The following is a 12,672-nucleotide window of genomic DNA, read 5'->3' as shown; positions in this document are numbered from 1 at the left end:
TTTATTAAAATTTAAGTCCAGCCTCACGAGCAGCTTCAGCTAGAGCTTTTACACGTCCATGATATAGGTATCCTCCGCGGTCAAATACCACGTTAGAGATTCCTTTTTCAACAGCACGTTTTGCAACAAGTTCGCCAACTTTCTTAGCAGCTGCAGTGTCAGAACTATTCTCGATCTTTAACTCTTTATCAAGAGTAGAAGCACTTACAAGTGTTACACCGTTAACATCATCAATTACTTGAGCGTAGATATTCTTGTTAGAACGGAAAACGTTAAGGCGAGGTCTTTCAGCAGTACCTGAAAGTTTCGCACGAACACGAGCATGTCTTTTAAGACGAGTAGCGTTTTTGCTAGTTTTCGTAATCATCCGAGTCACTCCTTTCTTCACATTAAGCGATCTTACTTACCAGTTTTTCCTTCTTTACGGCGAACGAATTCACCTTCGTAACGAATTCCTTTACCTTTGTAAGGCTCTGGAGCACGGACAGCGCGGATGTTAGAAGCTAGAGCTCCTACACGCTCTTTATCGATACCTTTAATGATTACTTTCGTTTGAGATGGAACTTCGATTTCAACTCCAGCCTCAGGAACGATTTCAACTGGATGAGAGTATCCAACGTTAAGAACAAGTTTGTTTCCAGATTTAGCTGCACGGTAACCGACACCGATAAGTTCTAAACCTCTTTCGAAACCTTTAGATACACCTTCAACCATGTTTGCAATCAAGCTGCGTGTTGTACCATGTAATGCACGGTGTTCTTTATTTTCAGACGGACGGCTTACAGTTAAGACGTTGTCCTCAATTTTAATTTCCATATCAGGGTGAAATGCACGAGTTAGTTCACCTTTTGGTCCCTTTACTGTCACTGTGTTATCGTTGTTTGTCACAGTAACTCCTGAAGGGATCTCGATTAGTTTTTTACCTATACGAGACATACCAAGCACCTCCATTCATCTTAAACTTTTTTTACCATACGTAAGCAAGTACTTCTCCACCAGCTTGTTTAGCACGGGCTTCTTTGTCCGATAAAACACCTTGTGATGTAGAAATAATTGCGATTCCAAGTCCGTTAAGTACACGTGGTACTTCATTTGATTTCGCATATACGCGTAAACCAGGTTTACTGATTCTTTTAAGACCAGTGATAACACGTTCGTTGTTTTGGCCGTATTTAAGGAACAAACGGATAATTCCTTGTTTGCTGTCTTCGACGTACTCAACGTCACGGATAAAACCTTCACGCTTTAAGATTTCAGCAATTTCTCTTTTGATTTTTGAAGCCGGTACTTCTAGCTTCTCATGACGTACCATGTTCGCATTGCGAATACGAGTCAGCAAATCTGCAATCGGATCTGTCATAACCATTATTTAATAACCTCCTTCCCATTTATGGGGATTACCAGCTGGCTTTTTTAACGCCAGGAATTTGTCCTTTATATGCAAGTTCGCGGAAACAAATACGGCAAAGTTTAAACTTACGAATAACTGAATGTGGACGACCACATCGTTCGCAGCGCGTATACTCTTGAACTTTAAACTTTTGTTTGCGTTGTTGTTTCGCAATCATAGACTTTTTAGCCACGATTTCGCCTCCCTTTCATTGATTATTTCTGGAACGGCATACCTACTTGAGTTAATAACTCACGTGCTTCTTCGTCCGTATTGGCAGTAGTAACGATAACGATATCCATACCGCGGACCTTTGTTACTTTATCGTAATCAATTTCTGGGAAGATTAACTGTTCTTTAATACCAAGCGTGTAGTTTCCACGACCGTCGAAAGATTTCTTAGAAATCCCGCGGAAGTCACGTACACGTGGTAAAGACACAGAAATAAGTTTATCAAGGAAATCATACATGCGCTCTCCGCGAAGTGTTACTTTCGCACCGATTGGCATTCCTTCACGTAGACGGAATCCAGCAATAGACTTCTTCGCACGAGTAACGACAGGTTTTTGACCAGCGATAAACGTTAATTCTTCAACAGCAGTATCGATTGCTTTAGCGTTTTGAACAGCGTCACCAACACCCATGTTGATCACGATTTTTTCGATTTTTGGCACTTGCATTACTGATTTGTATTCAAACTTAGAAACTAATGCAGGTGTAATTTCTTTTACATACTTTTCTTTAAGGCGGTTCATGAGAAAGACCTCCCTTCCTTATTTACTATTTATCTAGAACTTGCCCAGATTTTTTCGCTACACGGACTTTCTTTCCGTCCTCAACTTTATACCCAACACGTGTCACTTCACCCGTTTTAGGATCAAGCGGCATTACGTTTGATACGTGGATCGGCGCTTCTTGTTCAGAAATTCCGCCTTGAGGGTTAGCTTGGGTTGGTTTAGAGTGTTTTTTCACAAGGTTAATACCTTCTACTAAAACACGTTCCTTTTTAGGGAAAGCAGCAAGGATGACACCTTGTTTACCTTTATCTTTACCAGAGATAACCACTACTTTATCGCCCTTTTTAACATGCATTTAATCGCACCTCCTTGAGTCGCGGATTGTATTCATTAAAGTACTTCTGGTGCTAGAGAAACAATTTTCATATAGTTGTTTTCACGAAGTTCACGTGCTACTGGTCCGAAGATACGAGTTCCACGTGGGCTCTTGTCGTCACGAATGATGACACATGCATTTTCGTCGAAACTGATGTAAGATCCATCGTTTCTGCGAGCTCCGCTCTTAGTACGAACGATAACTGCTTTCACAACTTCACCTTTTTTGACAACGCCTCCAGGTGTTGCTTGTTTAACCGTACAAACAATGACATCACCGATGTTAGCCGTTTTACGTCCAGAGCCACCAAGAACTTTAATCGTTAGTACTTCGCGTGCGCCAGAGTTGTCAGCTACTTTTAAACGAGTCTCCTGTTGAATCATTAATGTTACCTCCTTTCGGAAAAAGAAATCCGAACTTTATTAGATAATAACGGCTTCTTCGACAACTTCAACTAGACGAAAGCGTTTAGTCGCAGATAAAGGACGAGTTTCCATGACCTTTACGATGTCTCCGATTTTTGCTTGGTTGTTTTCATCATGTGCTTTGAACTTCTTAGAGTATCTTACACGTTTGCCATAAAGTGAATGCTTTTTGTATGTTTCAACTACAACAGTGATGGTTTTATCCATTTTGTCAGAAACAACACGACCTTGATACACTTTACGTTGGTTACGTTCGCTCATGTTTGCGGGGCCTCCCCTCTAATTATTATTTATTAGCAGCGATTTCTCTTTGACGAATCACAGTTTTCATGCGTGCGATTGATTTACGCACTTCACGAATGCGAGCAGTATTTTCAAGCTGCCCAGTCGCTAATTGGAAACGAAGATTGAAAAGTTCTTCTTTAAGAGACTTTACTTTTTGTTCAATTTCAGCAGTGGTAAGGTCACGAATTTCATTAGCTTTCATTTGATTCACCACCAATTTCTTCACGTTTTACGAACTTCGTTTTAATTGGCAATTTGTGAGATGCAAGACGAAGAGCTTCACGAGCAACTTCTTCAGACACACCAGAAATTTCAAATAAAACTTTGCCCGGTTTCACTACAGCTACCCATCCTTCTGGAGCACCTTTACCGGAACCCATGCGGACCTCTAGAGGTTTAGCTGTGTATGGCTTAGAAGGGAAAATTTTAATCCAAACTTTACCGCCACGTTTCATGTAACGAGTCATAGCAATACGAGCAGCTTCGATTTGACGGTTTGTGATCCAAGAAGCTTCAAGAGCTTGGATACCGTACTCACCGAAATGTACTTCAGTACCGCCTTTTGCACGACCACGCATTTTTCCACGATGTTCTCTGCGATACTTCACGCGTTTTGGCAATAACATATTATTTTCCTCCTTCCGCAGTATTCTTCTTAGTTGGAAGGACTTCTCCACGATAGATCCATACTTTTACGCCAAGCTTACCATAAGTAGTGTCAGCTTCAGCAGTAGCATAGTCGATGTCAGCACGAAGTGTGTGCAATGGAACAGTACCTTCACTGTAATATTCAGAACGAGCAATATCTGCACCGCCAAGACGACCAGAAACCATTGTTTTGATTCCTTGTGCTCCAGCACGCATTGTGCGTTGGATTGTTTGTTTTTGTGCACGACGGAATGAAATACGGTTTTCAAGTTGACGAGCGATGTTTTCAGCAACTAGCTGAGCATCAAGATCTGCTCTCTTGATTTCAAGAATGTTGATGTGTACACGTTTGCCAGTTAGGCTGTTAAGAGCTTTACGAAGTGCTTCAACTTCAGATCCGCCTTTACCAATTACCATACCTGGTTTAGCCGTGTGGATTGTGATATTTACGCGGTTTGCAGCACGTTCGATTTCTACTTTAGAAACAGACGCGTCAGACAAACGCTTGCTGATGAATTCACGGATTTTCAAGTCTTCATGTAAGAAGTCAGCGTAATCTTTTCCTGCGAACCATTTAGATTCCCAATCACGAATGACGCCAATACGAAGACCTACTGGATTTACCTTTTGACCCACGGATTATCCCTCCTTCTTTTCTGATACAACGATTGTAATGTGGCTAGTACGTTTGTTAATTGCGCTCGCACGACCCATAGCACGTGGACGGAATCTCTTAAGTGTTGGACCTTCGTCAACGAATGCTTGAGTAATCACTAGGCTGTTAGCGTCCAACTCGTAGTTGTGCTCAGCGTTTGCGATAGCAGATTTTAATACTTTTTCAATAATTGGTGAAGCAGCCTTAGGTGTAAGGTTTAAGATAGAAACTGCTTCTCCTACTTGCTTACCTCGGATCAGGTCCATTACTAGACGTGCTTTACGAGGAGCAATACGGACTGTTCTTGCGACAGCTTTAGCTTGCATTTAAAAGCCTCCTCTCATTAGCGTCTTGTTTTTTTATCGTCACTAGCATGACCTTTGTAAGTACGGCTTGGTGCGAATTCGCCCAATTTGTGACCTACCATATCTTCAGAAATGAAAACAGGTACATGTTTGCGTCCATCATAGACAGCGATTGTGTGACCGATGAATTGTGGGAAAATTGTAGAACGACGAGACCAAGTTTTTACGACTTGCTTTTTGTCAGTTTCATTCAATTTCTCGACTTTAGCCATCAAATGATCATCAACAAATGGTCCTTTTTTTAAGCTGCGAGCCATTGTGGAACCTCCCTTCGTGATTGAACTACGGTCCTAAATGAACCGTAGACAACCCCGTTACTTGTTTTTACGACGACGTACAATGAATTTATCAGACTTGTTGGTTTTCTTACGAGTCTTGAATCCAAGAGTCGGTTTACCCCATGGAGACATTGGTGATTTACGTCCGATTGGAGCGCGTCCTTCACCACCACCGTGTGGGTGATCGTTAGGGTTCATTACAGAACCACGAACTGTTGGGCGTACGCCTTTCCAGCGAGAACGTCCAGCTTTACCGATGTTGATTAATTCGTGTTGCTCGTTTCCAACTTGACCGATAGTCGCACGGCAAGCAGAAAGAATCATGCGAACTTCTCCTGAGTTCAAACGTACAAGAACGTATTTACCTTCTTTACCAAGAACTTGAGCAGAAGTACCAGCAGAACGAACTAATTGTCCACCTTTACCTGGTTTTAATTCAATGTTATGCACAACTGTACCAACTGGGATGTTGATAAGTGGAAGAGCATTACCTGGTTTGATGTCAGCTTCTGGTCCAGAAGTAACTTCAGTACCAACTTGGATTCCTTTCGGAGCAAGAATGTAACGTTTCTCACCATCTGCATAGTTTACAAGAGCGATGTTAGCTGAACGGTTTGGATCATACTCGATTGTAGCAACGCGTCCAGGTATACCGTCTTTATCACGCTTAAAGTCGATGATACGGTATTGACGTTTGTGACCGCCACCTTGATGACGAACAGTCAATCTACCTTGGTTGTTACGTCCGCCTTTTTTGTGTAGCGGTGCAAGCAACGATTTTTCTGGTTTGTCAGTCGTGATTTCAGCAAAATCTGAAGTAGTCATGCCACGACGACCATTACTGGTTGGTTTATACTTTTTAATCGCCATTTTGAATTTCCCTCCTTCTTTTTAAGATTTACGCTTCAAAAATTTCGATTTCTTTGCTGTCAGCAGTTAATTTCACGATCGCTTTTCTGCGACGGCTAGTCATACCAGTGTAGCGTCCAACGCGTTTTGATTTTCCTTTGTAGTTTTGAACGTTGACTTTCTCAACTTTCACTCCAAAGATTTCTTCAACAGCGTCTTTCACTTCTGTTTTGTTAGCTCTGACATCAACTTCGAACGTGTACTTCTTCTCTGTCATTAGATCAGCAGAACGTTCAGTAATGATAGGGCGCTTTAGAACATCACGAGGATCTTTCATTATGCAAGTCCCTCCTCTACTTTTTCAACCGCTGCTTTAGTGATCAGAAGTTTGTCGTGGTTGACAACGTCAAGAACGTTGATACCGTTAGCTTCAACAACTGTTACTCCAGGGATGTTACGAGCAGATAAAGCAACTGTTTCGTTTGCATCCGCAGTGACGATCAACGCTTTCTTCTCGACAGATAATCCTTTAAGGATGCCTGCGAATTCTTTCGTTTTCACTGCATCAAGAGTCAGATCTTCAAGAACGATGATGTTGTTGTCGATTACTTTAGAAGACAATACTGACTTGATAGCCAAGCGGCGAACTTTTTTAGGTAATTTATAAGAATAACTGCGTGGTGTTGGACCGAATACGATACCGCCTCCGCGCCATTGTGGTGAACGGATAGAACCTTGACGAGCACGACCTGTACCCTTCTGTCTCCAAGGCTTACGACCTCCGCCACGTACTTCAGAACGAGTTTTTACTTTGTGAGTTCCTTGACGTAAGGAAGCTCTTTGCATAAGAATAGCATCGAATACTACGCTTTCGTTTGGCTCGATTCCAAACACAGAAGCGTTTAATTCGATTTCACCGTTAGTAGAACCGTTTTGGTTATATAATGCTACTTTTGGCATGACTTGTTTCCTCCTTTCCTAAGAGAGTTATTTAGATTTAACTGCACTCTTTACAGTTACTAGAGATTTTTTAGCTCCTGGTACGTTTCCTTTGATCAATAGAAGATTGCGTTCTGCATCAACTTTAACGATCTCAAGGTTTTGGACAGTGATTTGCTCTCCGCCCATACGACCTGGAAGAAGTTTACCTTTGAATACACGGTTTGGATCAACAGGTCCCATTGAACCAGGACGACGGTGGTAACGTGAACCGTGAGTCATTGGTCCGCGTGATTGTCCGTGGCGTTTGATAGCCCCTTGGAATCCTTTACCTTTTGATGTTCCTGTTACATCTACGATATCTCCATTTGCGAAAATATCAACTTTGACTTCCTGACCAACTTCATACGCATCTAACTCCGCACCGCGTAATTCTTTTACGAAGCGCTTAGGAGCAGTTTCCGCTTTAGCAACGTGGCCTTTCTCTGGTTTGTTAGAAAGCTTTTCACGTTTGTCATCAAAACCGATTTGGATTGCTTCATAGCCATCCGTGTCAACAGTCTTCTTTTGAAGAACAACGTTAGCAGCAGCCTCAACAACAGTTACAGGGATAAGATCACCGTTTTCTGCGAATACTTGCGTCATACCAATTTTTCTACCTAAGATTCCTTTGGTCATTCGTCACACCTCCTATAATATGTGTTTTCTATTTGAATTAAAGTTTGATTTCGATATCTACACCAGATGGTAAATCTAAACGCATAAGTGCATCAACTGTTTGCGGAGTTGGATTCACGATGTCGATTAGACGTTTGTGAGTACGCATCTCGAATTGCTCACGAGAATCTTTGTACTTATGCACCGCACGAAGGATTGTGTAAACTGATTTTTCAGTTGGAAGCGGAATTGGACCAGATACACTAGCACCAGAACGCTTAGCCGTTTCAACAATCTTCTCAGCAGATTGATCAAGAATTCTATGATCATATGCTTTTAAACGAATACGAATTTTTTGTTTTGCCATTATTTTCCCTCCTTTTCGCCTACTTACGTTAGACAGTTCTCCGTGAGAAAAACCTGATCACCTCGCCATGGCAAAGCGGCCGGGTGTGTCAGCAACCTCTCACTTCATCGCAGTCAAAGACCAACATGCACTATTGTACCAAATTGGCCTGCGTGTTGCAATAATAAATCGGATAAATTTATGATTTGCACACTTTTCATATTATACAGGGATTCAGCCTATAAATCAAGCTTTCCCTGAAGATGATGTATAGCAGTCTTTCTTATGATACGTATAAATTCATCTGGCTCTTCGATATGCGGAGAATGTGCAGAGTCTTTAAAGGTAAACCATTCTTTGATTGGTGCTTTTAATTGATCAACATATGGTTTTGATACAGCAGCTGGTGTAATCATGTCGTGATCGCCAATGAGAAAGTAGCACGGTATTAATATAGTAGAAACTCGGTATTGAATACTCTCATTCATTAGCTGATCCCATAACTTGTCTTGACTAAACTTCTGTCCTTTTATGAACTTCCATTTATCTTTCAGCTGATATTGCTTACTAAAAAGAAACCCTTTTAGTATTTGAAAAACCGGCTTCCATCTATGTGTGAGACCTACGCTCGCAAACTCTTTATATAGAGAAAACAAGGCATGAGCTGATGTCCGTTTCCATGGAGGAGGCGTCAGTAATCGCAGACACCCAGTAAACAGACGATTGCGATGATATTTCTTCAAAAGGAGCTCGTACGATACGATATCTTCCTTTAACACATCTACTACCTGACTAATCCCGTAATATGCATGATAAAGATCTGGACGCTTATGTACTGCTTGTATGGCAATTAATGATCCCCACGAGTATCCTGCGATATACAATTTTGAATGACCTAGATAAGTTAGAAGCTTTTCTGTCAGTTCAATCGTGTCTTCAATAAATTGCTGAATGGTCATCGATGCATCGGGAAGATTCTCTTGATAGGAAAGTCCTGCACCTCTCTGATCCCAATGGACAACTGTAAAGTCCTGATCAAGTTCCCCGTGAAAGGAATCAATATAACTGATTTGAGCCGAGCCGGGCCCGCCGTGCAAAAATAAAAGTACAGGCTTCGTTTCACTCGACTGGTCTTCTTTCATCATAATCCATTGGTCAATCCCGCCGATCGACCATTTATTCAAGTATGTCTTTACCATTCCAGCGATCCTCTCGGTTCCATTTAGATTCTATAGCTTATAGTAGCCGTTCTGATCTGGAAAAGCAAAAAAAGAGACCCTTTTGCAAGGAGTCTCTTTTGTATGTTTATTACTTAATGATAGTTGAAACGACACCAGAACCTACAGTACGTCCACCCTCACGGATAGAGAAACGAGTTCCTTCTTCGATAGCGATAGTAGAGATAAGTTCAACTTCCATCTCAGTGTTATCGCCAGGCATTACCATTTCAGTACCTTCTGGAAGATGTACGATACCAGTTACGTCAGTTGTACGGAAGTAGAACTGCGGACGGTAGTTAGCGAAGAATGGAGTATGACGTCCACCCTCTTCTTTAGAAAGTACATAAACTTCAGCTTTGAAACGGCTGTGTGGAGTGATTGTACCTGGTTTAGCAAGTACTTGACCACGTTGGATATCTTCACGAGATACACCACGAAGTAGTGCACCGATGTTGTCACCAGCTTCAGCGTAGTCAAGAAGTTTACGGAACATTTCAACACCTGTAACAGTTGTTTTACCGTTTTCTTCTTGAAGACCGATGATTTCAACTTCGTCACCGACTTTAACTTGTCCACGCTCAACACGACCAGTAGCAACTGTTCCACGACCAGTGATTGAGAATACGTCCTCAACTGGCATCATGAATGGCTTCTCAGTGTCACGCTCTGGAGTTGGGATGTACTCATCAACCGCATCCATAAGTTCAAAGATTTTTGCTTCGTAATCAGCATCTCCTTCAAGAGCTTTAAGAGCAGAACCTTTGATAACTGGTACATCGTCACCAGGGAAGTCATAGTCAGAAAGAAGGTCACGAACTTCCATTTCAACAAGTTCAAGTAACTCTTCATCGTCAACCATGTCACATTTGTTAAGGAATACTACGATGTATGGTACACCTACGTTACGAGAAAGTAGGATGTGCTCACGTGTTTGTGGCATTGGACCATCAGCAGCAGATACTACTAAGATCGCGCCGTCCATTTGAGCAGCACCAGTGATCATGTTTTTAACATAGTCAGCGTGTCCTGGGCAGTCTACGTGTGCATAGTGACGAGTTTCAGTTTCATACTCAACGTGTGCAGTTGAGATTGTGATTCCACGCTCGCGCTCTTCTGGAGCACCATCGATTTGGTCATAAGCCATAGCTGTACCTTTACCAGATTTCTTATGAAGAACTGTTGAGATAGCAGCAGTTAGAGTTGTTTTACCATGGTCAACGTGTCCAATTGTACCAATGTTAGCATGCGATTTGGAACGGTCGAATTTTTCTTTAGCCATTCTAAAAATCCTCCTTAAAGGTTCATTGTATTTGGTATAGAGTGATAGAAAGTGAAGAGTTACCTCTCACTTTCTGATCTTCAATAGTAGTTATACTTTAGTTTAAAGGCAAAATCAATTATTCACCTTTATTTTTTTTGATGATTTCTTCACTGATGCTCTTAGGCACTTCTTCGTAGTGATCCATGTGCATAGTGAAAGTACCGCGTCCTTGTGTGTTAGAACGGAGTGCAGTAGCATATCCGAACATTTCAGAAAGTGGAACCATAGCGCGAACAACTTGAGCGTTACCGCGAGCTTCCATACCTTCTACACGTCCACGACGAGATGTGATATCACCCATGATGTCTCCCATGTATTCTTCAGGGATAACAACTTCCACTTTCATCATTGGCTCAAGTAGAACTGGGTTACATTTGCTGACAGCATTTTTCAATGCCATAGATGCAGCAATTTTGAACGCCATTTCGTTAGAGTCAACATCGTGGTAAGATCCATCAAATAATTTTGCTTTGATGTCGATTAATGGGAATCCAGCTAATACACCATTTTCAAGTGAATCTTCAAGACCTGCTTGAATTGCTGGGATGTATTCACGTGGAACAACCCCACCGACGATTGCATTTTCAAATTCGAATCCTGCGCCTTCTTCGTTTGGTTCGAATTCAATCCAAACGTGTCCGAACTGACCGCGTCCACCAGACTGACGTACGAATTTACCTTCAACTTTTGCACCAGAACGGAATGTTTCACGGTACGCAACTTGAGGAGCACCTACGTTAGCTTCAACCTTGAACTCACGCTTCATACGGTCAACAATGATATCAAGGTGAAGCTCACCCATACCAGAGATGATCGTTTGACCAGTTTCAGGGTTTGTTTGTGTACGGAATGTTGGATCCTCTTCAGCTAGTTTAGCTAAAGCGATACTCATTTTATCTTGGTCAGCCTTAGATTTAGGCTCGATAGCTACATCGATAACTGGCTCTGGGAATTCCATAGACTCAAGGATAACAAGATTTTTCTCGTCACAAAGAGTATCACCAGTAGATGTATCTTTAAGACCTACAGCTGCTGCGATATCCCCTGCATATACAGTAGAGATTTCTTCACGGCTGTTTGCGTGCATTTGAAGGATACGTCCAACACGTTCACGCTTGTTCTTAGAAGAGTTCTTCACGTATGAACCAGAATCAAGTGTTCCAGAGTATACGCGGAAGAAAGTTAGTTTCCCAACATAAGGGTCAGTCATAACTTTAAATGCAAGAGCTGCGAATGGTGCGTCATCAGTAGACTCACGAACAACCTCTTCATTTGAATCTGGCAGGATACCTTTAATTGCAGCAACATCAGTTGGTGCAGGAAGGTAGTCAAGCACAGCGTCAAGTACAAGCTGAACACCTTTGTTTTTGAAAGCAGATCCAACAAGAACTGGGTAGAATTCAACATTCAATGTTCCTTTACGGATTGCAGCTTTCAATTCAGGAATTGTGATTTCTTCACCCTCAAGGTATTTTTCCATAAGCTCTTCATCAAGCTCAGCAACAGCTTCAATTAGGCTGCTGCGAAGCTCTTCAGCTTTGTCTTTATACTCAGCAGGGATTTCTTTAGCATCAGAGCGAGTTCCAAGGTCATCTTCGTAGAAGTATGCTACGTTTTCTACAAGGTCGATGATTCCTTCGAATTGATCTTCAGCGCCGATCGGCAATTGAATTGCATGAGCGTTCGCTTGAAGACGATCTCTTAATGTGCTTACAGAGTAAAGGAAGTCCGCACCAGTTTTATCCATTTTGTTAACGAATACGATACGAGGTACTCCGTAAGTTGTTGCTTGGCGCCAAACTGTTTCAGTTTGTGGCTCTACACCTGATTGTGCATCAAGAACAGCAACCGCACCATCAAGTACACGTAAAGAACGTTCAACTTCAACAGTGAAGTCTACGTGTCCTGGTGTATCGATGATGTTTACACGGTAACCCTTCCATTGTGCTGTAGTAGCAGCAGAAGTGATTGTAATACCACGTTCTTGCTCCTGCTCCATCCAGTCCATTTGTGAAGCTCCTTCGTGAGTTTCACCAATTTTATGGATACGACCAGTGTAGTACAAGATACGCTCAGTCGTTGTCGTTTTACCGGCATCGATGTGAGCCATGATACCAATATTACGAGTTTTGTCTAAGGAGAACTCTCTTGCCATTGGGTAATTTCTCCTTCCTCATTAGG

The 12,672-nt window shown here is 42.0% G+C and carries 21 protein-coding genes; all 21 read right to left on the bottom strand.

Features of this window, described 5'->3' with window-relative positions; translation table 11 throughout:
* Positions 1-4: 4 nt before the first annotated feature.
* Positions 5-367, bottom strand: a complete 363-nt coding sequence (rplR, locus tag AAYR28_RS00780; protein ID WP_120209052.1) for a 50S ribosomal protein L18 — start codon at positions 365-367, stop codon at positions 5-7.
* Between the two features lie 32 nt (positions 368-399).
* A complete protein-coding gene (rplF, locus tag AAYR28_RS00775) occupies positions 400-936 on the bottom strand; it encodes a 50S ribosomal protein L6 (RefSeq protein WP_024425602.1) in 537 nt (178 codons plus the stop codon).
* Positions 937-967: 31 nt separating this feature from the next.
* A complete protein-coding gene (gene rpsH, locus AAYR28_RS00770; protein ID WP_007496327.1) occupies positions 968-1,366 on the bottom strand; it encodes a 30S ribosomal protein S8 in 399 nt (132 codons plus the stop codon).
* Positions 1,367-1,397: 31 nt separating this feature from the next.
* Positions 1,398-1,583 (bottom strand): 30S ribosomal protein S14, encoded by a 186-nt coding sequence (gene rpsN, locus AAYR28_RS00765; protein WP_008356542.1) that lies wholly within the window; start codon positions 1,581-1,583, stop codon positions 1,398-1,400.
* A gap of 22 nt (positions 1,584-1,605) precedes the next feature.
* Positions 1,606-2,145 (bottom strand): 50S ribosomal protein L5, encoded by a 540-nt coding sequence (rplE, locus tag AAYR28_RS00760; RefSeq protein WP_003217159.1) that lies wholly within the window; start codon positions 2,143-2,145, stop codon positions 1,606-1,608.
* Positions 2,146-2,170: 25 nt separating this feature from the next.
* Positions 2,171-2,482, bottom strand: a complete 312-nt coding sequence (rplX, locus tag AAYR28_RS00755; protein ID WP_008356538.1) for a 50S ribosomal protein L24 — start codon at positions 2,480-2,482, stop codon at positions 2,171-2,173.
* 35 nt (positions 2,483-2,517) lie between these two features.
* Entirely contained in the window at positions 2,518-2,886 is a 369-nt protein-coding gene (rplN, locus tag AAYR28_RS00750; protein ID WP_003216882.1) for a 50S ribosomal protein L14, read from the bottom strand.
* A 39-nt stretch (positions 2,887-2,925) separates the two neighbouring features.
* Positions 2,926-3,189, bottom strand: coding sequence for a 30S ribosomal protein S17 (rpsQ, locus tag AAYR28_RS00745; RefSeq protein ID WP_003216906.1), 264 nt, complete (start codon positions 3,187-3,189; stop codon positions 2,926-2,928).
* 25 nt (positions 3,190-3,214) lie between these two features.
* On the bottom strand, positions 3,215-3,415 hold the full coding sequence (gene rpmC, locus AAYR28_RS00740) for a 50S ribosomal protein L29 (protein ID WP_003217155.1): 201 nt from the start codon (positions 3,413-3,415) through the stop codon (positions 3,215-3,217).
* Positions 3,405-3,839, bottom strand: coding sequence for a 50S ribosomal protein L16 (gene rplP, locus AAYR28_RS00735; RefSeq protein WP_003156478.1), 435 nt, complete (start codon positions 3,837-3,839; stop codon positions 3,405-3,407). Before rplP ends, rpmC begins: the two co-directional genes overlap by 11 nt.
* Position 3,840: 1 nt before the next feature.
* On the bottom strand, positions 3,841-4,497 hold the full coding sequence (rpsC, locus tag AAYR28_RS00730) for a 30S ribosomal protein S3 (RefSeq protein ID WP_003217241.1): 657 nt from the start codon (positions 4,495-4,497) through the stop codon (positions 3,841-3,843).
* Between the two features lie 3 nt (positions 4,498-4,500).
* Positions 4,501-4,842 (bottom strand): 50S ribosomal protein L22, encoded by a 342-nt coding sequence (rplV, locus tag AAYR28_RS00725; RefSeq protein ID WP_007496316.1) that lies wholly within the window; start codon positions 4,840-4,842, stop codon positions 4,501-4,503.
* A gap of 17 nt (positions 4,843-4,859) precedes the next feature.
* On the bottom strand, positions 4,860-5,138 hold the full coding sequence (gene rpsS / locus AAYR28_RS00720) for a 30S ribosomal protein S19 (RefSeq protein WP_003216920.1): 279 nt from the start codon (positions 5,136-5,138) through the stop codon (positions 4,860-4,862).
* A 57-nt stretch (positions 5,139-5,195) separates the two neighbouring features.
* The gene (gene rplB, locus AAYR28_RS00715) at positions 5,196-6,029 is read right to left on the bottom strand and encodes a 50S ribosomal protein L2 (protein WP_024425599.1); all 834 of its coding nucleotides are present in this window, start codon (positions 6,027-6,029) and stop codon (positions 5,196-5,198) included.
* 28 nt (positions 6,030-6,057) lie between these two features.
* Entirely contained in the window at positions 6,058-6,345 is a 288-nt protein-coding gene (rplW, locus tag AAYR28_RS00710; RefSeq protein WP_003217016.1) for a 50S ribosomal protein L23, read from the bottom strand.
* A complete protein-coding gene (gene rplD / locus AAYR28_RS00705) occupies positions 6,345-6,968 on the bottom strand; it encodes a 50S ribosomal protein L4 (RefSeq protein ID WP_024425598.1) in 624 nt (207 codons plus the stop codon). The genes rplW and rplD overlap by 1 nt, the downstream gene beginning before the upstream one ends.
* Positions 6,969-6,995: 27 nt before the next feature.
* Positions 6,996-7,625: a 50S ribosomal protein L3 gene (rplC, locus tag AAYR28_RS00700; protein WP_024425597.1), complete on the bottom strand. Its 630-nt coding sequence runs from the start codon at positions 7,623-7,625 to the stop codon at positions 6,996-6,998.
* Between the two features lie 37 nt (positions 7,626-7,662).
* Complete coding sequence (gene rpsJ / locus AAYR28_RS00695; RefSeq protein ID WP_003156464.1) at positions 7,663-7,971, bottom strand: 30S ribosomal protein S10; 309 nt, start codon at positions 7,969-7,971, stop codon at positions 7,663-7,665.
* A 218-nt stretch (positions 7,972-8,189) separates the two neighbouring features.
* Positions 8,190-9,149 carry an alpha/beta fold hydrolase gene (locus tag AAYR28_RS00690; RefSeq protein ID WP_041115158.1) on the bottom strand — a complete coding sequence of 320 codons (960 nt, stop codon included), beginning with the start codon at positions 9,147-9,149 and terminating at the stop codon, positions 8,190-8,192.
* Between the two features lie 109 nt (positions 9,150-9,258).
* A complete protein-coding gene (tuf, locus tag AAYR28_RS00685; protein WP_034283892.1) occupies positions 9,259-10,449 on the bottom strand; it encodes an elongation factor Tu in 1,191 nt (396 codons plus the stop codon).
* 118 nt (positions 10,450-10,567) lie between these two features.
* Positions 10,568-12,646, bottom strand: coding sequence for an elongation factor G (gene fusA / locus AAYR28_RS00680; RefSeq protein ID WP_024425594.1), 2,079 nt, complete (start codon positions 12,644-12,646; stop codon positions 10,568-10,570).
* Positions 12,647-12,672: the final 26 nt, after the last annotated feature.

The organism is Bacillus safensis (assembly GCF_039619585.1).
Lineage (GTDB): Bacteria > Bacillota > Bacilli > Bacillales > Bacillaceae > Bacillus > Bacillus safensis.
This window is presented reverse-complemented; position numbering and strand designations above follow the sequence as displayed.

Bases quoted from the DNA above. Each gene is read 5' to 3' on its own strand.
- rplB (WP_024425599.1), bottom strand. From the start codon at position 6,029: ATGGCGATTAAAAAGTATAAACCAACCAGTAATGGTCGTCGTGGCATG.
- rplV (WP_007496316.1), bottom strand. From the start codon at position 4,842: ATGCAAGCTAAAGCTGTCGCAAGAACAGTCCGTATTGCTCCTCGTAAA.
- rpsJ (WP_003156464.1), bottom strand. From the start codon at position 7,971: ATGGCAAAACAAAAAATTCGTATTCGTTTAAAAGCATATGATCATAGA.
- rpsH (WP_007496327.1), bottom strand. From the start codon at position 1,366: ATGGTTATGACAGATCCGATTGCAGATTTGCTGACTCGTATTCGCAAT.
- fusA (WP_024425594.1), bottom strand. From the start codon at position 12,646: ATGGCAAGAGAGTTCTCCTTAGACAAAACTCGTAATATTGGTATCATG.
- rpsS (WP_003216920.1), bottom strand. From the start codon at position 5,138: ATGGCTCGCAGCTTAAAAAAAGGACCATTTGTTGATGATCATTTGATG.
- AAYR28_RS00690 (WP_041115158.1), bottom strand. From the start codon at position 9,149: ATGGTAAAGACATACTTGAATAAATGGTCGATCGGCGGGATTGACCAA.
- rplF (WP_024425602.1), bottom strand. From the start codon at position 936: ATGTCTCGTATAGGTAAAAAACTAATCGAGATCCCTTCAGGAGTTACT.
- rplD (WP_024425598.1), bottom strand. From the start codon at position 6,968: ATGCCAAAAGTAGCATTATATAACCAAAACGGTTCTACTAACGGTGAA.
- tuf (WP_034283892.1), bottom strand. From the start codon at position 10,449: ATGGCTAAAGAAAAATTCGACCGTTCCAAATCGCATGCTAACATTGGT.
- rpmC (WP_003217155.1), bottom strand. From the start codon at position 3,415: ATGAAAGCTAATGAAATTCGTGACCTTACCACTGCTGAAATTGAACAA.
- rplW (WP_003217016.1), bottom strand. From the start codon at position 6,345: ATGAAAGATCCTCGTGATGTTCTAAAGCGCCCTATCATTACTGAACGT.
- rpsQ (WP_003216906.1), bottom strand. From the start codon at position 3,189: ATGAGCGAACGTAACCAACGTAAAGTGTATCAAGGTCGTGTTGTTTCT.
- rplX (WP_008356538.1), bottom strand. From the start codon at position 2,482: ATGCATGTTAAAAAGGGCGATAAAGTAGTGGTTATCTCTGGTAAAGAT.
- rplE (WP_003217159.1), bottom strand. From the start codon at position 2,145: ATGAACCGCCTTAAAGAAAAGTATGTAAAAGAAATTACACCTGCATTA.
- rplP (WP_003156478.1), bottom strand. From the start codon at position 3,839: ATGTTATTGCCAAAACGCGTGAAGTATCGCAGAGAACATCGTGGAAAA.
- rplC (WP_024425597.1), bottom strand. From the start codon at position 7,625: ATGACCAAAGGAATCTTAGGTAGAAAAATTGGTATGACGCAAGTATTC.
- rplR (WP_120209052.1), bottom strand. From the start codon at position 367: ATGATTACGAAAACTAGCAAAAACGCTACTCGTCTTAAAAGACATGCT.
- rplN (WP_003216882.1), bottom strand. From the start codon at position 2,886: ATGATTCAACAGGAGACTCGTTTAAAAGTAGCTGACAACTCTGGCGCA.